This window comes from Streptosporangium sp. NPDC006007, assembly GCF_040614315.1.
Lineage (GTDB): Bacteria > Actinomycetota > Actinomycetes > Streptosporangiales > Streptosporangiaceae > Streptosporangium.
In genome coordinates, this window is record NZ_JBEXUG010000015.1 from 1 (window position 1) to 20,204 (window position 20,204).

Genomic DNA, 20,204 nt, shown 5'->3' on the forward strand with positions numbered 1-20,204 from the left:
CCGCGCGCGGCTTTCACGCCCTTTCCGGGGCCCGGCCGGGCCCCCGGCCGGGGGGGGGGGGGGCCTCTTCGGGCCGGTCCCGCCGGCCAGCGGGCGCGCACCGCGCCGACAAGCGGCGCGGCGGCAACGAAGCGGCAACCGCTCAATGCCGATGAAAGCCTCCTCCCCGAGGGTGAGAGAAGGGGGCATGCAGGCTCCGGGCAGATGCCCCCGAGACCGGGCACGGCCTGGAGACCATGGGCGACGCGCACTCCAGGGAAGAAGACGGGAAACAGGGGCGGGGAGAGCGGGGGGTGCGCGGGACCGCACGGGGCGGGGGTTCTTTTACGCCTCCGGCGGGGGCACTCCGGCTCCGGGATGATCGTCCAGGGGTCCGGTGCGGGCCGCAAGGGGCTGAGGTGGGAGGCCCTGATCGTCCCGCCCGCCATCGACCCAGGCAAGCCCAGCAGACCGACTCCTCCGGATCAAGCCCGGCCGTGACCGATGGCGTCCAATGACCCTGGAACGGCGACCGGCTGAGGTACACGCGAGGCCGGGCTTGCTCCTCCGTCCCCGGCCCGCTGCCCCTCCGGGGTGGGTCGACGGCAGACGGGAAGATCAGTGCAGGGGCAAACCGTGCGGGACCGCACACCGCCGAGGGCACGGTAGCCGGGCACACCGAGGGCACATGACCATGAAAAACCGCCGGGATCAACGAAAGACGATGAAAGATGGAAGTGCGCCCTGACCAGCTATGGAACGCATACGTCCTGGTTGAGGCGCTACCATGCGCGCTACATCAACAAGCGCGGCCTCTACCGCCACGTGCGCCCCTCACCGGACCGCCGATCCGTTTGCGGCTCGGAATCGGGTGGCACACGATAGGTGTTGTACCTATGGCGTACCCGCGATGCTCTTCAACGGGCATCCGATCGGGCACCCTGGTAGGTGACAGCGCCGATTACCGGAGGACTGACTCACACCGTGACCGCAACCGACAGATCCGTTCAGCTCGTCAGACTCGCAGCCGAGGCCGCGGCGGACAAGCTGGCCGATGACATCCTCGCCTATGACGTGAGCGACCAGCTCGTCATCACCGACGCCTTCGTGCTCTGCTCCGCCACCAACGACCGTCAGGTCCGCGCCATCGTCGACGAGATCGAGGAGAGGCTGCGGATCGAGGCCCACGCCAAGCCCGTCCGCCGGGAGGGCGAGCGTGAGGGCCGTTGGGTCCTGCTGGACTACATCGACATCGTCGTGCACGTGCAGCACGAGGAGGACCGCACCTTCTACGCCCTGGAGCGCCTGTGGAAGGACTGCCCCTCCATCGCCCTGCCCGACAGCGTCACACAGGTCACCTCCCAGCGCGCCCGCCAGGCGGTAACTGAGTGAGTCGTCGTGTCGTCTGCCTGAGACATGGTCAGACACTGTGGAACGCCGAGCACCGCTTCCAGGGCCACAGCGACATCTCGCTGGACGAGACCGGCATCGCGCAGGCGGCCCGCGCCGCCTCGCTGCTCGCCTCCCTCCGCCCCAGCATGATCGTCTCCTCTGATCTCCGGAGGGCCTTCGACACCGCCTCGGCCCTGGGCCGCCTCGCCGGTCTCGACGTGGCGGTGGACAAGGACCTGCGTGAGCGCGGCGGCGGCGAGTGGGAGGGCCTCACCCGCCAGGAGATCTCCGCGGGCTGGCCCCTGGAGTACGCCGCCTGGGACGCCCCAGGCGGCGAGCACGTCTTTGACGTCGCCGAAAGGGTGTCGTCGTCGATCCGGCGGTGGGCCGCCGAACTCGACCCCGACGGCCTGCTGGTGGTCGCCTCACACGGGGCGGCGATCCGGCTCGGCGTCGCCAGGCTCCTGGGCCTGCCCGAGGAGCTCTGGTCGGCCCTCGGCGGCCTGGGAAACTGCTCGTGGTCGGTGCTGGAGGAGGGGCGCAGGGGGTGGCGCCTGCTTGAGCACAACGCCGGGACACTGCCCGAGCCGATCCAGAGCGACGACAGTCCCGAGGCCACCCAGCCGTGACCGCGGGACACGGCTTGCGCCCGGAATGATGGGGTGTGAGCCGTACGGCCGTCGATTAGGTGATCGCGCGGCTGTCCTTATATGCTTCCGAAGCGCCGCGACGAGAGGACTCGAAGCGGTGACCAGGGGCTATGGCGCAGCTGGTAGCGCGCCTCCATGGCATGGAGGAGGTCTGGGGTTCGAATCCCCATAGCTCCACCGTCGTTCCGCTCCCACCGTGTGGAACAGGTCGCCGGAGGGCGGCCGGATCCGGTGACATCTCCGGTCCGGCCGCCCTCCGTCGCTCTCCGGGTTTTTTTGGATCACCGCTGTCCGTCGTGGCCCGGCCGTCTCCGGCGGAACCAGCGGGCGCCGGTCAGGCGCCGGGCCGCGCGCGGGGTGCGGTCGCGCCGGTCGGTCCGCAACCACAGTTGCACCCCGGCGCCGCCGAGGGCGGAGACGCCGATCCGCAGTGTGCCTCCGGAGGTCTCGGCGAGCCGGCGGGCGATGTCCAGGCCGAGCCCGGTGGACCCCGACCCGCTGGCCCCGCGCCGCAGCGCCGCCTCGGGGTCGGCGATGCCGGGCCCCGCGTCGGCGATCAGTACGCCGACCGTGCCGGAGCCCCGGTGCAGGGTCACCGCGAACGCCGTGCCCTCGGGGGTGTGCCGGAAGACGTTGCCGAGCAGCGCGTCCACCACGGCTCCCAGTTCGGTGGCCGTGACCGGGACTCCGGCCGGTTCCGACGCGCCGATCAGCTCCCACCGGCGCCGCTGGTCGTCGGCCAGGGCCGACCAGAAGGTCAGCCGCTCGCGCAGCAGGTGGGCGGCGTCGCAGTGGACCGCCTCCGGCGCGCGGGACGGCTGCCGGGCCGCCGCGATGATCTGGTCCACCTCCGACTCCAGGCGGCTCAGGGCCCGGCGGCTCTGCTCGGCCCCCGGCCCCAGGTGGTCCAGGCTGAGCCGGAGCGCGGTGAGCGGTGTGCGCAGCCGGTGTGACAGGTCGGCGGCCATCTCCCGCTCGGCGGCGAGCAGTTTGACCATCCGGTCGGCCATGGCGTTGAACGCGTCCCCGGCAGCGGCCAGCTCCGGCGGCCCCTCGGGTTCGACCCGGACGCTGAAGTCACCGGCGCCCAGGGAGACGGCCGCCCGGCCCAGGTGGCGGGCCGAGCGCACCACCCGCACCCCCAGCCGGTCGGCGACCAGCACCGAGCCGGCGACCAGCACCACCGCGACTCCGGCCAGCACCGCCCACGATGTGGCGACGTCCCGGGTGAGGTCGCCGGAGGGCACCAGGATCTCGATGGTCGCGGTCCGGCCGCCCTCCAGGGCGACCGGGCGCAACAGCAGGTAGCCGCCGCCGGTCTCGGTGGTCACCGCCCGGGTCAGCCGGGAGGCGGCGGACACGGTCGCCGCCGGTGCCCGGAGTGTGCCCACCGAGCCGCCGCCCGGCAGGTGGATCGCGATCCGGTCCCGCGCGCCGGTGCTGGCCACCGCCTGGGTCAGCCTGGCCGGATTCACGGTGATGGCCAGCACGGGGACCAGCGCCGACGCCTGCCGTTCGGCCTCGGACAGCGCCCGGCCGTGCGCGATCTCCCGGACGATGAGCCCGAGCGGGATCAGAAAGGCCAGGGCGATCATCGAGGCGCCGGCGAGGGCGAGCAGCGCCAGTGTCCGTCTCACGACGGTGTGATCAGCATGACGCCGACGCCGCGCACGGTGTGCAGGTAGCGGGGGGCGGACGCGCTCTCGCCGAGCTTGCGCCGCAGCCACGACAGATGGACGTCGATGGTCTGGTCGTCACCGTAGGACTGCTGCCACACCTCGGTGAGCAGCTCCCTGCGGGAGACGACCCGGTCGGCGCGGGCGGCGAGATAGGCCAGCAGGTCGAACTCCCGCCTGGTCAGGGTGAGCGGTGTGCCGTTCAGGACGGCCTCGCGCCGGTTGAGGTCCACCGCGAGCGCGCCGACGCGCAGCGTCGAGGGCCGGGCCGTGGTCCGGGCGCGGCGCAGTACGGCGTCCAGCCTGGCGTTCAGGTGGTCGCCGGAGAAGGGCTTGACCAGGTAGTCGTCCGCGCCCGCCTCCAGCAGGCGGACGATCTCCGCCTCGTCGTCCCTGGCCGTGGCCACGATGACGGGGACGCTGGAGACGCTGCGGACCATCTTCAGCGCCTCGGACCCGTCCAGGTCGGGCAGGCCGAGATCGAGGATCACCGCGTCGGGGGGATTCTGGGTGATCTCCCGTAACGCGTCGAGGGCCCGCCCCGCGCTGCGCACGGCGTGTCGGCGCCTGCTCAGTTCCTGGATGATCGCGGAGCGCACGTACTCGTCGTCTTCCACCACGAGAACCGTCGCCATGTGACATAACCGTAGTGAACAAAGGGGCACATGAGGTAATAATTCACCCCATGCGGCAAACGCTTGGGTTAATGGCAGTGTGGTGTGGAGCCACGGTTCTGGCGAGCTCGATCACCTGGTTCGGTGTCCGTGACGTGCTCCGGAGTCAGGTCTTCGACGACGCGAGGATCGAGCCCCTTGGCGTCGCGCTCACCCGGGCGACGGCCACGCCGCACCCCTCGGAAGTGCCGAGCGGTCCCAGCGTCGTCCCCGCGCGGCCCAGTGTCTCACCTGCGCCCCGCGGGCGCACCCCCAGGGCCTCCACCGTCTCGCCCGCGCCCGCCCGCGACGGGCGCCGGCCGCGGGTCATCGGCTCCCCGTCGTGGAGCGCCGGGGAACCGGCACGGCCGAAGGTCTTCACCACTCCGGACCCCCAGCCGTTCGGCACCGTCGTTCCCCGGTCGGCTCAGGGATCCCCGTGAGCCCGGGTGAGCTCGCGCAGCCGTACGGCGGCCGCGGGGATCTGGTGCTCGGTGAACACCGAGACGCCGTGCAGTTCGAGCAGGGCGGTGGTGACGCCGCCACCGGGTACGCGGTGACCTTGGAAGGTGCCGTCGTAGACGGTCAGGACGCCGCAGGAGGGGCTGCCCTCCTTCAGGACCGCCACCCTGATGCCCGCGGACCGGGCGGCGGCGAGCGCCGATCGGGCCCCGGCGAGGAATGCCCCGGTGACGTCGGCTCCCTCGGCCGTGAGCACCCGGGCGGCCCCCGCGAGCACCGCCGCGCCCCCGGCGCCCCCCTCGATCTCGGCGGCCGGGCGTGGCACGGGCAGTCCGCCCTCGACCTCGGGGCAGTGCGGCACCAGTCGTCCCTCCCGCCGCCAGGCGGCCAGCAACGCGTCGCCGCTGGTCTTGGCGGCTCCGTCGTAACGGACCTTCCGCCCCATCAGGCAGGCGCTGACCAGGATTCTCTCCATCCGTCCAGGGTATGCGCCGCGGGGACGGGGGGGAGGGGGCCGGGCAGTACCCTACTGGTCATGGTTCCCGCCGCTGTGATGTCGCGATGATCGGCCCGCTCGCGACCGGCCTGATCGTGCTGTCGCTGGTGGTCGTGGTGTCCGGCATCGTGACCACCGTGCGCGACCGGCCCATGGGGACCGTCCTGCTCGCCCTGCTCGGGGTGCTGGAGGTCGGACTGCTGGTCCAGGCGGGGTTCGCGATCGCCGGGGTGATCCGGGGCGAGGGGCCCGGCGAGACGGCCACCGTCATCGGCTATCTCGCGGGCACCGCGGTGATTCCGCCGGCCGCGGCGTTCTGGGGGCTCGGCGAGCGCTCGCGCTGGGGACCCGCGGTGATCGTGGTGGCGGGGTTCGCGGTCTGCGTGATGATCGGGCGGCTGCTGCAGCTCTGGCAGGGGACGGCGTGAGCGAACCGGCGATCGGTACCGGGCCCGGCCGCGCGCTGGTCGCGGTCTACGGGGTGTTCGCGCTGGCCGCGGGGGCGCGCGCGGCCGTGCAGATCGCGACGCGCTTCGACCAGGCCCCGCTGGCCTACCTGCTGTCGGCGTTCGCCTCGGCGGTCTACATCGTGCTGACCGTGGCGCTGGCCCGAGGGAGCCGGCGGCCGGCGCTGGCCGCCTGCGGCATCGAGCTGGCTGGTGTCCTCGTCGTCGGCACGCTGAGCATGCTGGATCCCGAGGCGTTCCCCAGAGCCACCGTCTGGTCGGGTTACGGCAGCGGCTACGTGTTCATCCCGCTCGTCCTGCCGATTCTCGGCCTGTACTGGCTTCTGTCGCGAAAACAGCGCGGCGGCAGTTAGGGCCCGCCGCTCTCGGGCAGGTCTGCCTCTCGAACCCACAAAAGGGAGGCAGAGTTGTGAGCACGATCGAACAGTCCGTCGAGGTGAACGTTCCGATTCGGACCGCGTACAACCAGTGGACCCAGTTCGAGAGCTTTCCCGAGTTCATGGAAGGCGTCGAGTCGGTCAAGCAGCTGAGCGACACCCGTACGGCGTGGGTGGTCGAGATCGCGGGGGTTCACCGTGAGTTCGAAGCCGAGATCACCGAGCAGCACCCCGACGAGCGGGTGGCCTGGAAGTCCGTGAACCGGCCGCACCAGGCCGGTGTGGTGACCTTCCACCGCCTCACCTCGGACTCCGCCCGGGTCACTCTCCAGATGGAGTACGACCCGGAGGGTTTCGTGGAGACCGTCGGTGACTGGTTGCAGATCGTCCGCCTGCGGATCCGTGGCGACCTGGAGCGTTTCAAGACCTTCATCGAGGCGCGGGGCGGCGAGACCGGCGGCTGGCGCGGGGAGGTGCCGGCCCCCCAGGACAGGGGGGCGGGCGTTGCCGGGCCGGGCGCGGGTGGCGTGGAGGACGTTATTCCGGATGACCGGTCCCTCGGTGGCGCGGGCTACGGCTACGGTGAGCCGGCTCCCCCGCGCACCGCGGGTCAGGACTATCCGCCGGAGTCCCCGCTGGCCCCTCCCGGCAGCGGTCCGCTGCCGCCGGCCGGCCGGCGGCCCGGCGAGGAGCCGCCGACGTTCCCTGGGCCGCGCGTCTGACGCTCGCGACCGGGTAGAGGCGGAAAGATCCGGGTCACGCCCTGCGGGAGGGGCGTGGCCCGGTTTCCGCGTTGCCAGGCCTTCTAGGTAAGGAACAAAGCGACGTTTTGGTTCTGTTACAGTTGGGTCTGCCAATCATCCTATGATTGGGCGAATCAACTGAGGAGGACTGACCCCCGCATGAGCGTGCTAACCCAGGGAACGACACGGGGCCGCGCCGGTGGAACGACCGGATCTCTGGCCTGGTTGCTCGTGCTGGGAATCATCCTCGCCGCAATGAACCTGCGCACCGCCGTCACCAGCGTGGGGCCGGTCCTCGACCAGATCTCCTCCGGCCTCGGCATGTCCGGGGTCGGGGTCGGGCTGCTCACCACACTGCCCGTGCTCATCTTCGCGTCGGTCGGCGCGGTGACGCCCGCTCTGGCCAGGAAGGTGGGCGAGCACCGGCTGCTGCTGCTCGCCCTGCTCACCCTCGGCACCGGCCTGCTCATCCGCGCGATGGTCGGCTCGGCCGAGGTGTTCCTGTTCAGCAGCGCCCTGGCGCTGTCCGGCGGCGCGGTGGGCAACGTGCTCATCCCCACCCTGATCAAGCGTCACTTCCCGGGCCGGGCCGGGACCATGACCACCGTCTACACCACGGCCCTCGCGGTCGGCACAATGCTCGCCGCCGCCGCGACCGTGCCGATCCAGCGGGCCACCGAGGGAAACTGGCACGTCGCACTCGGGGTGTGGGCGGCGCTGGCCGCCGTCGCCGCCATTCCGTGGCTCGCGCTGTCGCGCAGCGAGCCGGAGCGGGACATGGGCGTCAACGGCCTCGGGCCCCGGGTCCTGGTCCGGAGCAGGCTCGCCTGGGCGGTCGCCGCCTACTTCGGCACGCAGAGCATGGTCGCCTACATCATGTTCGGCTTCCTGCCCAAGATCCTCATCGACGGCGGTTACACCGCGGGGCAGGCCGGACTGGTGCTGGGCGTCTTCACCGCGATCGGCATCCCGGTCTCGATGATCGTGCCCTGGCTCTCGTCGAAGTTCTCCGACCAGCGGCCCGTGGTGGTGACGTTCGTGCTCTTCTACACGGTCGGCTTCCTCGGGCTCTGGCTCGCCCCCGCGGGCCCGGCATGGCTGTTCGCCGCCCTGGTCGGCGTCGCGATGGGCTCCTTCCCGCTCGCGCTGACCATGCTCGCCCTGCGCACCCGCACCCCGGAGGCCACCGCGGCGCTGTCCGCCTTCGGGCAGAGCACCGGATATCTCATCGCGGGTGCCGGACCCCTGGTCGTCGGCGTGATGCACGAGACGACCGGCGGCTGGACGCTGCCGTTCCTGCTGCTGTTCGCCGTGGTCGCGGTGCAGCTGGCGACCGGCTGGTACGCCGGGCGCTCCCGCTATCTGGAGGACGAGCGGATCCTCACCGCCTGACATTCCGCCCGACACCCGCCCGGCACTCATCTGAGGCCCCCGCACCGGTACCGGCCTGCGCCTCCTCGGGGGCGGCGCAGGCCGGTACTGGCATGATGAGGGGATGCGAATCGGTGGATCGACATTGGTCGGCTATCCGGCGGGTGAGATGCGGGGACGTTCGGCGGTCGTGGGGACCGTGCCGGTGGGGGACCGGTACGGGACGATCGTGGCCGAGACCCCGTTCCACCCGCTCGACCACACCTGGCCGGACCAGCCCGCGGACCTGGGCACGATCGGCGGGATCGCCGTGGTCGACTGCGTGACCGGGGCCGTGGCGGACGGCGGGCCGACCGTGCGCCTCGGCGAGGACATCCCGGTGCGCCGGGGCACCCCCGGCTGGAGCTGGCTGGTCGTCCACGTCACCGACGAGCCGGTGCCGGCGGGGGAGGTCGAGCTGGTGGTGGACGAACGGCGGCGCCGCGCGCTGTCGGCCGGGCACACCGCCTGCCACCTCACCGCGCTCGCGCTCAACGCGGCACTGGCCGGCCGGTGGCGCAAGGAGGTCCCCGTCGACGGGCTGGGCCACCCCGACTTCGACCAGACGGCCATCACCTCCTCGCGGATCCTGCCCGACGGCAGCCGGGACGTCTACCGCCTGGGCAAGTCCCTGCGCCGCAGGGGGTTCACCGTCGAGGGGCTGGCCGAGGACCTGCCGGAGATCACTCGGGGGGTCGACGGCCGGCTCAAGGAGTGGATCGCGGCCGACGCCCCGGTCCGGATCGACAGTCCCGGCCCCGAGCTGACCGCCCGCCGTACCTGGCACTGCGGCCTGCCGGGCGGTGAGGTCGCCATCCCGTGCGGCGGCACGCACCTGTCGCGCACCGGCCAACTCGGCTCGGTCGCCGCGACCCTGGAGCTGTCCGCCGACGGCACCGAGCTGATCATGCACACCGTCGTCGGATAGCGGGCTCCGGCCACCGCCGGCCCCGCCCGCCGCCGCCCCCCGTCTCCACGGTGATGGCGCGCGGGGTGTCCGGAGTCGGCTAAGATTTCATCTGCGTCGCAAGGGGCTATGGCGCAGCTGGTAGCGCGCCTCCATGGCATGGAGGAGGTCTGGGGTTCGAATCCCCATAGCTCCACTCGGGGCCGTTCTCAAGACGGCCTGAGGGAAGTTGACGAGATCCCGCCGATCGCCTCGATCGGCGGGATCTCGTCGTTTTCCGTCGACGGCACTCTCCCCGTGTGGGAGGCGGCCCTGAAGAAGCGGCCTGCGGCTTCAGCGCGCGCGCTCGACCCGGCCCTCGTGCCAGACCGCCTCGGCGCTCTCGTAGACGGTCCCGTCGGCACCGAAGATCAGAAAGCGGTCGAGGTCGGTGGTGAACCAGCGGTCGTGGGTGACGGCCAGCACGGTGCCCGAGAAGGCGGCCAGGCCCTGTTGCAGGGCCTCGGCGCCGGCCAGGTCCAGGTTGTCGGTGGGCTCGTCGAGCAGCAGCAGGGTCGCGCCGGACAGCTCCAGCAGCAGGATCTGCAGCCGGGCCTGCTGGCCGCCGGACAGGGTCTCGAACCGCTGGTTCGCGGCGGGGGCGAGCTCGTAGCGGGCCAGAGCGGCCATCGCCTCGTTCAGAGTGAGCGCGTGACCGGTCGTGATCAGGTCTGCCGGAGTGCGGCCGTGCAGGTCCGGCCGGGCGTGGGTCTGCACGAAGCGACCGGGCACGACCCGCGCACCCAGCCGCACCGAGCCGCTGTGCGGCACCGCGGGTACCGCGCCGTCCGCGGCCTGCTCCAGCAGTTGAAGGAAGTGGGACTTGCCCGAGCCGTTCGAACCGAGCACCCCGATGCGCTCGCCGTACCAGATCTCGGTGTCGAACGGCCGCATCAGACCGGTGAGCTCCAGGTTCTCGCAGACGACGGCGCGCTTGCCGGTGCGGCCGCCGCGCAGCCGGATCCGCACGTTCTGCTCCTTGGGCGGGCGTTCGGGTGGGCCGGCCTCCTCGAAGCGGCTCAGCCTGGTGCGTGCGGCCCGGTAGGCCGACGCCACCGCGTCGTTGCCGGCGGCGGTCTGCCGCAGGGTGCGCACCAGCCGCTTGAGCCTGGCGTGTTCCTCGTTCCATCGACGGCGGCGTTCCTCCAGCCGGGCGACGCGGTCCTGGCGGCCCTGGGCGTAAGTGGCGAAGCCTCCGCCGTGGACCCAGACGCCACGCGACTCCACCGTCACGATGCGGTCGGCGGCGCCTGCCAGCAGCCGCCGGTCGTGAGAGACCAGCAGCACGGTCTTGGTCGTGGCCTGTAGCCGGGTCTCCAGCCACTGCTTGCCGGGCACGTCCAGGTAGTTGTCGGGCTCGTCCAGCAGCAGGACCTCGTCCGGGCCGCGTAGCAGGGCCTCCAGGACAAGTCGTTTCTGCTCGCCTCCCGACAGGGTGGTCACCGGACGGTCGCGGACCGTGTCGCAGGGCAGGTCCAGGGCGGCGGTGGTGCAGGTGTCCCAGACGACCTCCATGTCGTAACCGCCGGCGTCGGCGTAGTCGGCGATCGCCTGCGCGTAGGCCAGCTGCGTCGTCTCGTCGTCGTGAGCGTTCATCGCCGTCTCCGCCCGCGCCAGGGTCGCGGCGGCGGCGCGGATCCGGTCCGGCGCCACCGACAGCAGCAGATCGTGCAGAGTCCGGCCGTCACGAACGCTGCCGATGAACTGCCGCATCACTCCCAGCCCTCCGGAGGAGGCCACGCGACCGTCGTCCGGCTGTGAATCTCCGGCGATCAGCCGCAGCAGGGTGGTCTTGCCCGCGCCGTTTGGCCCCACCAGGGCGGCTTTGACCCCGTCGCCGACGCGGAACGACACCTCGTGAAGGAGTAGCCGCCCGTCCGGCAGCACGTAGGTCAGCCGGTCCACCTCGACATGCCCCGCCACCGCCGCTCCTCGACTCTGCTCGGATCCAGTCTCCGGATCGATGTTCTATGCACTGGATCAATGATCCGGTGCTCGATCACCATACTAGACTCATCCCCGTGGACACGAGCAAGGCAGGATCGGGAGCAGGACGCCCAGGAGCGGCGGGAGGCGTGTGGCTGCGGCCATCCGCGCGGGCTGGGCGTGACGCGCCGCCGCTCAGCCGGGACCGAATCGTCGAGGAGGCGGTGGCACTCTTGGACGAGGAGGGCGCCGACCGGCTGACCATGCGGCGGCTCGCCGAAAGGCTCGGTACCGGCTCCACCACGTTGTACTGGCACGTGAAGACCAAGGACGACGTCCTTGACCTCGCCCTCGACACGATCTTCGCAGAGGTCGAGATCCCGCGAGAGAGCGGTCAGGGGTGGCGTACCGACATCACCACGTTGATCAACGGATGGCGCGCCGTCCTCCTGAGACATTCATGGTCGGCGGCGCTGCTGGGCCGTCCGATGCTGGGCCCCAACGTGCTGGCCCGCAGCGAGTTCCTGTACGCCACCCTCCTGGACGCCGGGGTCACCGAGTCCCGCCTCACCGCCGCGGCGTACGGGCTGTCCAACTACGTCATCGGTTCCGCGCTGATGCAGACCACCTGGCTGACCAGCGCGGAGCAGGCGGTACGGCAGGCCGCCCGGGAGCATCTGCACGCCACCCGGGAGCGCTACCCCACCCTCGCGGCCCACGGTCCCGCTGTCGCGGACGACGACTGGGAAACCGGCTTCGCCCTCGGCCTCACCTGGCTTCTCGACGGTATTGAGACAGGTATCGCCACTGAGGACGCCCCTGGCCGGGACTCGATCCGAGACCGGCGGTAGCCACTCAGCCCGCCAGGGCCGGACGCAGGAGAGCCGGTCCTTCTCGGGGCGGAGCGGCGCCTGACGGCTCCGGGGTACGGGGCGGTCCGGCGTTTGCGGCCGGTGCCGCGGGGCAGCCGTGGGCGAGCACCCAAGACGGCGCCAACGGAAGGGTTCCCCATGCTGCGTCACAGGCAGGCGGTCGGCACGGTGGCGGTGATCGCCCACCGGAGGAAGTCACTCGGCGGCGGGCTGGACGAGCTGCGCAGGCTCCTCGCGGACCAAGAGGTGGACAGGCTGCTCTGGTACGAGGTCCCCAAGAGCAAGAAGGCCCCGAAGCAGGCGCGCAAGGCGCTCAAGGAGGGGGCCGAACTGGTCCTGGTCTGGGGCGGGGACGGCATGGTGCAGCGCTGCGTGGACGCGCTCGTCGGCTCCGGCGTGACCGTGGGCATCATCCCGGCCGGTACGGCCAACCTTTTCGCGGGCAACCTCGGCATCCCGGAGGATCTTCCCGAGGCCGTGCGGATCGCCTTCCACGGGGAGAGCAGGAAGCTGGACCTGGGCAAGGTCAACGGTGAACACTTCGCCGTCATGGCCGGGGTCGGTTTCGACGCCGAGATGATCAAGGATGCCGACCGGGGGCTGAAGGACAGGCTCGGCCGGATCGCCTACGTCTGGACCGGCCTGCGGCACGTCCGCGGGGAGCTGGTGCGGATGGAGGTCAAGCTCGACGGGGTGACCTGGTTCGAGGGGGAGGCGAGCTGCCTGCTGCTGGGCAACGTCGGCACCATCACCGGCGGCATCGAGGCGTTCGACGACGCGCGTCCCGACGACGGGTGGCTGGAGATCGGGGTGACCACGGCGAAGGGGCCCATCCAGTGGGCACGGATGCTCGGCCGGATGAGCTCGGGGCGGTCGGAGGAGTCCCCGTTCGTCAGGATGACCCGGGCGCGCAAGGTCCACGTCAGGCTGGGCGCCCCGATGACCTACGAGCTGGACGGCGGCGCCAAGGAGAGCGTCACCAGGCTCAAGGCGAAGGTCGTGCCCGGCGGCATCACCGTCCGCGTCCCCGCGTCGGCCGAGCCCGGCGAAGAACCGGCCGAGTGACCGCCCACCGGGCCGGGTCACGTGTCCGGTGGGCGGTTCAGCTGAGGGCGGCGAAGGCTCCGGCGCCGATGAGGGCGACCGCCCAGGCGAGGTCGAGGTTGAACCACGCCTTGCGGAGCACCGCGACGCCCAGCCGCTCGTAGACGACCATGGCCAGGATCGTGATCGTCGAGAGCATGGCCAGGGTGTGGATCGCGGTCGCCAGCAGGCTCTGCGAGGCCAGTACGGCCGCGCCGTGCCCGCCGCGCAGGGTGATCGGCAGCACCATCAGACCGGCGCCGTGCGCGGTGGCCATCAGGAACGACCAACCGGCCAGCTGCCACCAGGTCACCTTCATGCCCACCCAGCGGGGATGGCGTCGCCGGACGATCCGCCATACCCCGAACCCGCACACCAGGATCGCCACGCCGTAGGAGACGAGCTTGGGCGGGGTGGCCACGCGGGCCGCGGAGACCAGACCGAGCGTGATCAGCACTGAACCGGCGTGCCCGAGCACGATGGGAGGCAGCGCGCGCAGCACCGCGGCACGGGAGCGTTCCTGCAGGCCGAGGGCGACCGCGAAAAGCCAGCCCATGGCCGGGTTCAGGCCGTGGAAGGCGCCGAGTCCGGCCAGGATCAGTACGGACGTCAGATCCATCGGGCACTTCCCGCCGGAACCGTCAAGGGAAGCAGAAGGAGTCGGAGGAGGAGTCTCCTCCCTGGAGGCGGATCTGGTGGGCGCGGCGCCCGTCGGTGGCGAAGTCGACGGAGAAGGCCGGATCGAGGGAGAGCGAGCCGTCTCCGCCGATGTCGACCTTGGCCATCCAGCTGGAGATGCCGTCGGGGTAGAAGACGTCGTCCCAGGATCGGTAGAGCGAGTTGGTGAAGTAGACCCGGCGCCCGTCCCTGCTGGTCTCCACCATCTGCGGACCGCCGTTCAGCGCCCGGTCGGGAGCGGCCGGATGCGGGTCGCGCCGGGCGATGCCGCCGATCCGCACCGAGCCCGCCTCGCGAGGGGCGAACGGGTCGGAGACGTCATAGCTCTTGAGCTCACCCGTGCCCCAGCAGGAGATCAGCAGGACGCGGTCGTCGAGGGTCAGCGAGATGTCGGTGACCAGCGGCGGCACCGCTCCGAACTGTTTGAGCGGCTCCGGCAGCAGATCGACCGGGGCCGGTTCTGCGGGAATGGTGATGATCTTGCGAGCCTTCCAGACCCCCTTCTCCTGATACCAGGTGAAGATGTTCGCCGACAGGTCCTCGACGTTGATGACCGTGTTGACGAACCCGTAGGTCTTGGTCGGGTCGTGGGCGGGGCGCAACTCCAGGGCCATCTGGTGCTGGTCGCCCAGGTCGATCTCCTGCAGGTGCCTGCGCTTGGGCAGGTCCCAGACGTGCAGCCGGTGGCCGTACTCCCGGCCGGCCAGCAGGTCCAGTGAGGGGCCCGCCTCGATCTGGTTGGGGGTGCCCCACTCGCTGCTGATCATCGTGTCGTGGCCGAGATGCCACCAGAAGTCGTAGTGCATTCGCTGCGAGCCCCGATCCACCTCCCAGCGGCCCTTCGGCTCCAAGGTGTCGTGGTCGAGGGTGAACACCCCGCCCGGCGCGTCGCCGTCCACGTTGCCGAGCGCGCTGATGTAGATCGCGTCGGTGCCGCAGTGCACGGTGTGCGGGCGGCTGTAGCCGGTTTTCCGGAAAAGCGTCTCCGGCTCGATCGTCTTGACGAGCCGGGGATGCCGGGGGTCGTCCTTGACGTCGAACACGTAGATCCTGCTGGAGCGCAGGCCGGGCAGGATCAGATAGCGCCGCTCCACATGCGGATGCGGAGCGTAGGGGCACAGGGCGGCGCTGCAGACGTTCCACCCGAAGTGGTGAAGTTCGTCGCCCGCGACGGGCATGTCGTGAATGTCGACGATCGACCCGTCGGACAGGTCGATCGTGGCGAGTCCGTCGGGACGCCCCTGCCCGGCGGCGTCGAGCAGGGCGACATAGGCAAGCTCCTCGCGCGGGGCGAGCATGGCCTCCCGCGCGGACGGATAGAAGGTGGGATCGGGCTGGATGAGTGCCATGGTGGACTCCTAGGCCGAGATCAATACCCCACTTATTCTGGAGGAAAACTCTCCGCTGTCCAGACGTGATTTTAGGTAACCGAATCAGCGGGGGAACGGCCGGAGTCCTCCGCCGGAGGCACCGGGCGATCCCGGGCGGACGAGACGCGGGTCTCGATACCGTCCAGCATACGATGCGGGCCGGACTCGAAGCCGTCGTCACCGCCGCGGAGGACGGCCACGCCGGTGACCGCGCCGCGCCGGGGATGTGCACCGGTCCCGTACGGCGTGTCACGCCGTCATCGGCGCCCGGGTCAGTGCCGGGGGCAGCACCGGGGCCGGGGCCGGGCGCGGGGGACTCGGTGTCCCGGGCGCGCCCGGCGTGTGACCGGTTACGACGTGTGATCGGTTATGGTGCGCGGCCGGTTATGACGCGCGGACCTTCCTGGCCGCGGCCACCATGTTGCGCAGGCTCGCCTCGGTCTCGGCGTAGCCGCGGGTCTTCAGCCCGCAGTCGGGATTGACCCAGAGCCGCTCCGGTTCCACCGCCCGGATCGCCAGCCGGAGCGCCTGCTCGATCTCGCCGGTCTCCGGTACGCGCGGAGAGTGGATGTCGTAGACCCCCGGGCCGATCCCGCGCGCGTATCCGGCGGCGCCCAGATCGTCCAGGAGCTCCATCCGGGACCTGGCCGCCTCGACGCTGGTCACGTCCGCGTCCAGGTCACCGATGGCACCGATGATCTCCCCGAACTCCGAGTAGCACATGTGGGTGTGGATCTGCGTGGAGTCGGACACCCCGGAGGTGGCGAGCCGGAACGCGCCGACCGCCCAGGCCAGGTATCCGGCCTGGTCGGCGGCGCGGAGCGGCAGCAGCTCCCGCAGCGCGGGCTCGTCGACCTGGATGATCCGGATTCCCGCCGCCTCCAGGTCGCGGATCTCGTCCCGGAGCGCCAGCGCCACCTGCCGCGCGGTGTCGGCCAGCGGCTGGTCCTCCCGGACGAACGACCAGGCCAGCATGGTCACCGGCCCGGTCAGCATGCCCTTGACCGGCCTGTCGGTCCGCGACTGGGCGTAGACCGCCCAGCGCACCGTCATCGGCTCGGGCCTGGCCACGTCCCCGAACAGGATCGGCGGCCGCACGCACCGCGTGCCGTACGACTGGACCCAGCCGTGCTGCGTGGCGGCGTAACCGTCGAGCTGCTCGGCGAAGTACTGCACCATGTCGTTGCGCTCGGGTTCGCCGTGGACCAGCACGTCCAGCCCGATGTCCTCCTGCAGAGCGATCACCGAGTCGATCTCGGCGCGCATCGCCGCCTCATATCCGGCCTGGTCGATCCGGCCCGCCCGCAGGTCGGCGCGGGCCCGCCGTACCGCGTCCGTCTGCGGGAACGAGCCTATGGTGGTCGTGGGCAGCAGCGGCAGTCCCAGCGCCGCCCGCTGGAGCGCGGCCCGTGCGGTGTGGCCGGCCCGTGCCGTCCCCTCTCCCAGGGTCTCCAGCCGTGCCCGCACCCGCGCGTTCACCGGGGGGCGCGCCGCCGCGGCGGGCACGACCGCCTCCGGCCCCTCCCGCAGCGCGCGGCCGATCGCCACGACCTCCGCCACCTTCTGCCGGGCGAACGCCAGCCCCTCGGGCAGCCCCTCCTCCCGATCCAGGTCGAGCGGGACGTGCATCAGCGAGCACGAGGTGGAGACCACCACCTCCCCGGCCAGTCCGAGCAGCGCGGCGCAGGTGGACAGCGCGGCGGGCAGCCTGGTCCGCCACACGTTGCGGCCGTCCACCACCCCGGCCACCACGGTCTTGCCCGCCAGCCCCGCGGCCCCGGCGAGGTTGCCGGGACCGGCCACGAAGTCCAGCCCGATGGCCTCGACCCGGGACGCCGCGAGCACCGGCAGCGCCTCGCCGATCTCGCCGAAGTAGGTGGCCACCAGCAGGCGGGGACGGTGGCTGAGCCCGCCGAGGTGGTCGTAGGCGCGGGCGAGGGCCTTCAACTCCTCAACGGACCTGTCTCCGGCCAGCGCGGGCTCGTCGAGCTGCACCTCGGCGACTCCGGCGGAGGCCAGCCGCTCCAGCAGTTCGGCGTAGACGTCCAGCAGGTCGTCCAGGAGCAGCAGCGGTGAGAAGCCGGCCTCCCCGCCGCTCTCGCCGGTCTCCGCGGGGGATCCGGTGGCGGGCCCGGCCATGGTCTCGGCCGTGGTCTCGGCGGTTGACTTGGCCAGCAGCAGGTAGCTGAGCGGGCCGACCAGCACCGGCCTGGTCTCGATGCCCAGCTCCCTGGCCTCGCCGTACTCGGTCAGCGGCTTCTTCCAGTCGAGCCGGAACCGGGTGTCGGGGCCGAGCTCGGGCGCCAGGTAGTGGTAGTTCGTGTCGAACCACTTGGTCATCTCCAGGGGCGCGATGCCCTGGGTGCCGCGCGCCATCGCGAAGTAGCGGTCGAGGCCGTCGAGCCCGGCGAAGCGGACGGGGACCGCGCCGAGCATGACGGTGGTGTCGAGGACGTGATCGTAGAAGGAGAAGGTGTTGGACGGGATGTCGGTCAGCCCCGCGTCGCGGAGATCCGTCCAGGTGCGCTCGCGCAGGTCGCGGCCGACGGCACGGAGCCGGGAGGCGTCGATCGTGCCGGCCCAGTAGGCCTCGACGGCCTTCTTCAACTCCCGGTCGGGGCCGATCCTGGGGTAGCCGAGAACGGTGGTGCGCTGGTCTCTCATGGGTCCTTTTCCCTCGTGGAACCCGGCCGTGCGCGGGCATGCCGAGGGAAAGGCGATCCCCTCGGCCCTCCCGCGGGGCCATGGACGGCCGCGTGCCGACCGGCACGCGGGCGGTGGCAGGTATTCGGACTCGTGGGCGTCGCACTCGTTCCTACTGGCCGTCGCTTCCCAGGTGGTTGTCCCACCCAGTGCTTGTGTGACGGCGGTCGTTCCCACTCACCGCTGCGGGGCAGTCCCGGAGTCGCACCGGGTTCCCTGTTGCCTCGCCGCTCCGGTCGGGGAGCGGCGAACCAGCCGCACCGGCAGCATAACCCGGCCCGCTCCGATTTTTTCCCCGACGGACCCCGGCGGATGTCACAGAGGGCGGTTCACAGTGCCGGTTCGCGGTGCCGTTCACGTTCACGACGGCCGGAGAGCCCGGCTCCGTGGCGCCGGCTCACGAGGGGATGGGGACCCGGATCGGGGTGAGCCCTTCGGGGGCCCTGCCCGGATAGACGCCGGACAGCATCGTGGCCACGGTGTAGAGGTGCCAGCCCTGGGCGGGCCTCTTGAGCACCGGGTCGGCGAACAGTCTGCGGACCTCGTCGGGGGCGACGATGGGGGCCAGCAGGTCGAGATGACCGAGGACGTGGTCGCGGAGCACCGCCGTCAGCGTCTCGTCGGGGCCGGTCCGCCAGCTCCAGCCTCCGCCGGTCTTCGGCGCCGTCAGGAAGCCGGGCCTGCGCTGCCAGGGGTAGTAGCGCCTGCCCACGGTGAACCGCCACGGCTTTCCCTCGATCGGAACGTTCCTGAGCGAGGGGGCGAGGCCGGCGGTGAGCCGGTGGATGACCTCCTCGGACAGCCGCCAGGTCTGGTCCAGGCCCAGTGCCGCCCGCACCACCCGGTTGTCGAGGAACGGCCAGATCGGGTCGCCCCGGCGCAGTGATCCGGCCCGGGCCCCGGCCTGCCAGCGGCCGATCCGGTAGGAGACGTACATGTGGTCGAGCGCCTCCAGCCCCCCGCGTTCCTGCCAGGGCCGGGCCAGCTCACGCGCGTGCTCGTTGGCGGCCTCGGTGAACAGCGCCGGATCCCGCAGGAACGTGGCGTCCACCCGGCGGCGCAGCGCCTTGGCGCTCAGGTCGCTCTGCAGCAGCAGGAAGCTCCCGGCCCGCAGGACCTCCCCGCTCTGCCCGGACATGGTGGGCCTGGCGTTGTAGGGGAGATAGCCGACGATCGACTCGTAGGCCGACGTCATGCCCTCGCAGGTCCGCAGCGTCTCGTAGGTCCGCGCGAGCGGGTGCTCGACCAGCACCGCGTCCTTCCGCTCGGCGCGGGCCGGGGGAATGACGGTGTGCTCGATGCCGAGTGCCCGCGCGATCCGCCCGGCGATGATCACATCGGGGTGGCCGTCCAGACCGTTGGTGGTCGCGCGGAGCGGGATCCCCGCCGCGTGCAGCACCGCCGCGGCCAGACGGCTGTCCCGGCCGCCGGTCAGGGCCAGGTTGACCGGCTCGCCCGCCGCGCGCAGCGGCTCCACGGTGGCCAGCAGCGTGTCGGCCAGCCCCTCGACGAGCTTCTTTCTCCCTCCCCGGGAGGTGGGGGCGGGTGCGGCGGCCGGGAGAGGGGTCTCGGTGATCGTACGGCTGCCGCCCCGGACGGTGACGGCCGAGGACGGCGGGAGCGCGGTGACCCCGCGGTAGGGCGTCTCGTCGGACAGGAAGTAGCCCTGACGGATCATCGCCTGCAGCGCGAGCACGTCCCACTCGATCCGCTCGCCGAACGCGGCGAGGCTGACCAGCAGCGCCCGGCTGCCGATCACGTGCAGGTCGGGGTTCTCGGCGTGGTAGACCGGGCAGGCCCGGTGGATGGCGGTGGCGGCCGACAGTTCCGTACGGGTCGCGCGGAACGCCGAGAAGCAGCCGCCGACGCTCTCGGTACTCAGCTCCGGCGTGCTCGCCAGCCGGTCCACGTCGCCCGGCGCGGCCAGGTAGCCGTTCACCCCGGTCACCCGGTCGTGCCCGGTGGACAGCAGGGGAGGCAGCCGGGAGTCGTCCGGCTCGTTGGTCCAGGCGAACAGGGAGATACCGGGCCGGTGCCACTCACGGGATCTGACGACCTCGGGGGGAGCCGGGAACGCGCTGTCGATCGCGCCCCTGACGGTGTGCAGCATCGCGTCCGGGATTCCGGCTTCCGGGCGTTTGGCCGCCAGTCCGAGATACACACGCATGGTCAGGGATCTTATGTTGTGTTTTTTCGCGACGAAGCGGTATTCATCGGGAAATCATGGGCGGAATGAGGTGGATGCCGTCACCTGCTCCCATCAGTGCGATGTCCGGCTTCGCCGGGTCCGGGACAGCGAGATCGCCTCTTCGGCGGTTACG

General features: G+C 71.5%; 18 protein-coding genes, 2 tRNA genes and 1 riboswitch. Of the genes, 12 read left to right on the plus strand and 8 right to left on the minus strand.

Features of this window, described 5'->3' with window-relative positions; translation table 11 throughout:
- Positions 1–963 precede the first annotated feature (963 nt).
- The 3 genes from rsfS (at position 964) to ABZ194_RS14315 (ending at position 2,198) form a co-directional block, all read left to right on the plus strand.
- Positions 964–1,371 carry a ribosome silencing factor gene (gene rsfS, locus ABZ194_RS14305; RefSeq protein ID WP_355596056.1) on the plus strand — a complete coding sequence of 136 codons (408 nt, stop codon included), beginning with the start codon at positions 964–966 and terminating at the stop codon, positions 1,369–1,371.
- Positions 1,368–2,000 (plus strand): histidine phosphatase family protein, encoded by a 633-nt coding sequence (locus tag ABZ194_RS14310; protein ID WP_355596058.1) that lies wholly within the window; start codon positions 1,368–1,370, stop codon positions 1,998–2,000. The genes rsfS and ABZ194_RS14310 overlap by 4 nt, the downstream gene beginning before the upstream one ends.
- A gap of 125 nt (positions 2,001–2,125) precedes the next feature.
- Positions 2,126–2,198 (plus strand) — tRNA-Ala (locus tag ABZ194_RS14315).
- A gap of 104 nt (positions 2,199–2,302) precedes the next feature.
- Here ABZ194_RS14315 and ABZ194_RS14320 read toward each other — a convergent pair.
- Together ABZ194_RS14320 and ABZ194_RS14325 are read right to left on the minus strand one after the other, a co-directional pair.
- Positions 2,303–3,658: a HAMP domain-containing sensor histidine kinase gene (locus tag ABZ194_RS14320; RefSeq protein WP_355596060.1), complete on the minus strand. Its 1,356-nt coding sequence runs from the start codon at positions 3,656–3,658 to the stop codon at positions 2,303–2,305.
- Positions 3,655–4,332: a response regulator transcription factor gene (locus ABZ194_RS14325; protein ID WP_355596062.1), complete on the minus strand. Its 678-nt coding sequence runs from the start codon at positions 4,330–4,332 to the stop codon at positions 3,655–3,657. The genes ABZ194_RS14320 and ABZ194_RS14325 overlap by 4 nt, the downstream gene beginning before the upstream one ends.
- 71 nt (positions 4,333–4,403) lie before the next feature.
- Here ABZ194_RS14325 and ABZ194_RS14330 point away from each other — a divergent pair, with 71 nt between their 5' ends.
- The gene (locus ABZ194_RS14330; protein ID WP_355596064.1) at positions 4,404–4,793 is read left to right on the plus strand and encodes a hypothetical protein; all 390 of its coding nucleotides are present in this window, start codon (positions 4,404–4,406) and stop codon (positions 4,791–4,793) included.
- Here the strand turns inward: ABZ194_RS14330 and ABZ194_RS14335 are convergent.
- Positions 4,778–5,287 (minus strand): DUF523 domain-containing protein, encoded by a 510-nt coding sequence (locus ABZ194_RS14335; protein WP_355596066.1) that lies wholly within the window; start codon positions 5,285–5,287, stop codon positions 4,778–4,780. The genes ABZ194_RS14330 and ABZ194_RS14335 overlap by 16 nt on opposite strands.
- Before the next feature lie 86 nt (positions 5,288–5,373).
- On the opposite strand from ABZ194_RS14335, the gene ABZ194_RS14340 reads away from it, so the two are divergent.
- The 6 genes from ABZ194_RS14340 (at position 5,374) to ABZ194_RS14365 (ending at position 9,408) form a co-directional block, all read left to right on the plus strand.
- Complete coding sequence (locus ABZ194_RS14340) at positions 5,374–5,736, plus strand: hypothetical protein (protein WP_355596068.1); 363 nt, start codon at positions 5,374–5,376, stop codon at positions 5,734–5,736.
- A complete protein-coding gene (locus tag ABZ194_RS14345) occupies positions 5,733–6,128 on the plus strand; it encodes a hypothetical protein (RefSeq protein ID WP_355596070.1) in 396 nt (131 codons plus the stop codon). The genes ABZ194_RS14340 and ABZ194_RS14345 overlap by 4 nt, the downstream gene beginning before the upstream one ends.
- Positions 6,129–6,184: 56 nt before the next feature.
- Positions 6,185–6,874, plus strand: coding sequence for an SRPBCC family protein (locus tag ABZ194_RS14350; RefSeq protein ID WP_355596072.1), 690 nt, complete (start codon positions 6,185–6,187; stop codon positions 6,872–6,874).
- A 180-nt stretch (positions 6,875–7,054) separates the two neighbouring features.
- The gene (locus tag ABZ194_RS14355; protein WP_355596074.1) at positions 7,055–8,287 is read left to right on the plus strand and encodes an MFS transporter; all 1,233 of its coding nucleotides are present in this window, start codon (positions 7,055–7,057) and stop codon (positions 8,285–8,287) included.
- Between the two features lie 103 nt (positions 8,288–8,390).
- Positions 8,391–9,233, plus strand: a complete 843-nt coding sequence (locus ABZ194_RS14360) for a metal-dependent hydrolase (RefSeq protein WP_355596076.1) — start codon at positions 8,391–8,393, stop codon at positions 9,231–9,233.
- A gap of 102 nt (positions 9,234–9,335) precedes the next feature.
- Positions 9,336–9,408: transfer RNA gene (locus ABZ194_RS14365), tRNA-Ala, on the plus strand.
- Between the two features lie 137 nt (positions 9,409–9,545).
- Here ABZ194_RS14365 and ABZ194_RS14370 read toward each other — a convergent pair.
- On the minus strand, positions 9,546–11,174 hold the full coding sequence (locus ABZ194_RS14370) for an ATP-binding cassette domain-containing protein (protein WP_355596078.1): 1,629 nt from the start codon (positions 11,172–11,174) through the stop codon (positions 9,546–9,548).
- Between the two features lie 47 nt (positions 11,175–11,221).
- Between ABZ194_RS14370 and ABZ194_RS14375 the strand changes: the two genes are divergently transcribed.
- Both ABZ194_RS14375 and ABZ194_RS14380 read left to right on the plus strand, forming a co-directional pair.
- Positions 11,222–12,028, plus strand: a complete 807-nt coding sequence (locus ABZ194_RS14375; RefSeq protein WP_355596080.1) for a TetR/AcrR family transcriptional regulator C-terminal domain-containing protein — start codon at positions 11,222–11,224, stop codon at positions 12,026–12,028.
- A 159-nt stretch (positions 12,029–12,187) separates the two neighbouring features.
- On the plus strand, positions 12,188–13,114 hold the full coding sequence (locus tag ABZ194_RS14380) for a diacylglycerol kinase family protein (RefSeq protein WP_355596082.1): 927 nt from the start codon (positions 12,188–12,190) through the stop codon (positions 13,112–13,114).
- A gap of 37 nt (positions 13,115–13,151) precedes the next feature.
- Here the strand turns inward: ABZ194_RS14380 and ABZ194_RS14385 are convergent, their stop codons facing one another.
- The 4 genes from ABZ194_RS14385 to ABZ194_RS14400 all read right to left on the minus strand — a co-directional run bounded on the left by ABZ194_RS14385 (position 13,152) and on the right by ABZ194_RS14400 (position 20,050).
- The gene (locus ABZ194_RS14385; RefSeq protein WP_355596084.1) at positions 13,152–13,751 is read right to left on the minus strand and encodes a hypothetical protein; all 600 of its coding nucleotides are present in this window, start codon (positions 13,749–13,751) and stop codon (positions 13,152–13,154) included.
- Positions 13,752–13,773: 22 nt separating this feature from the next.
- On the minus strand, positions 13,774–15,159 hold the full coding sequence (locus ABZ194_RS14390) for a selenium-binding protein SBP56-related protein (RefSeq protein ID WP_355596086.1): 1,386 nt from the start codon (positions 15,157–15,159) through the stop codon (positions 13,774–13,776).
- Positions 15,160–15,564: 405 nt separating this feature from the next.
- A complete protein-coding gene (metE, locus tag ABZ194_RS14395; RefSeq protein WP_355596089.1) occupies positions 15,565–17,844 on the minus strand; it encodes a 5-methyltetrahydropteroyltriglutamate--homocysteine S-methyltransferase in 2,280 nt (759 codons plus the stop codon).
- A 97-nt stretch (positions 17,845–17,941) separates the two neighbouring features.
- Positions 17,942–18,154: riboswitch (cobalamin riboswitch) on the minus strand.
- 126 nt (positions 18,155–18,280) lie between these two features.
- Entirely contained in the window at positions 18,281–20,050 is a 1,770-nt protein-coding gene (locus ABZ194_RS14400; protein ID WP_355596091.1) for an asparagine synthase-related protein, read from the minus strand.
- Positions 20,051–20,204: the final 154 nt, after the last annotated feature.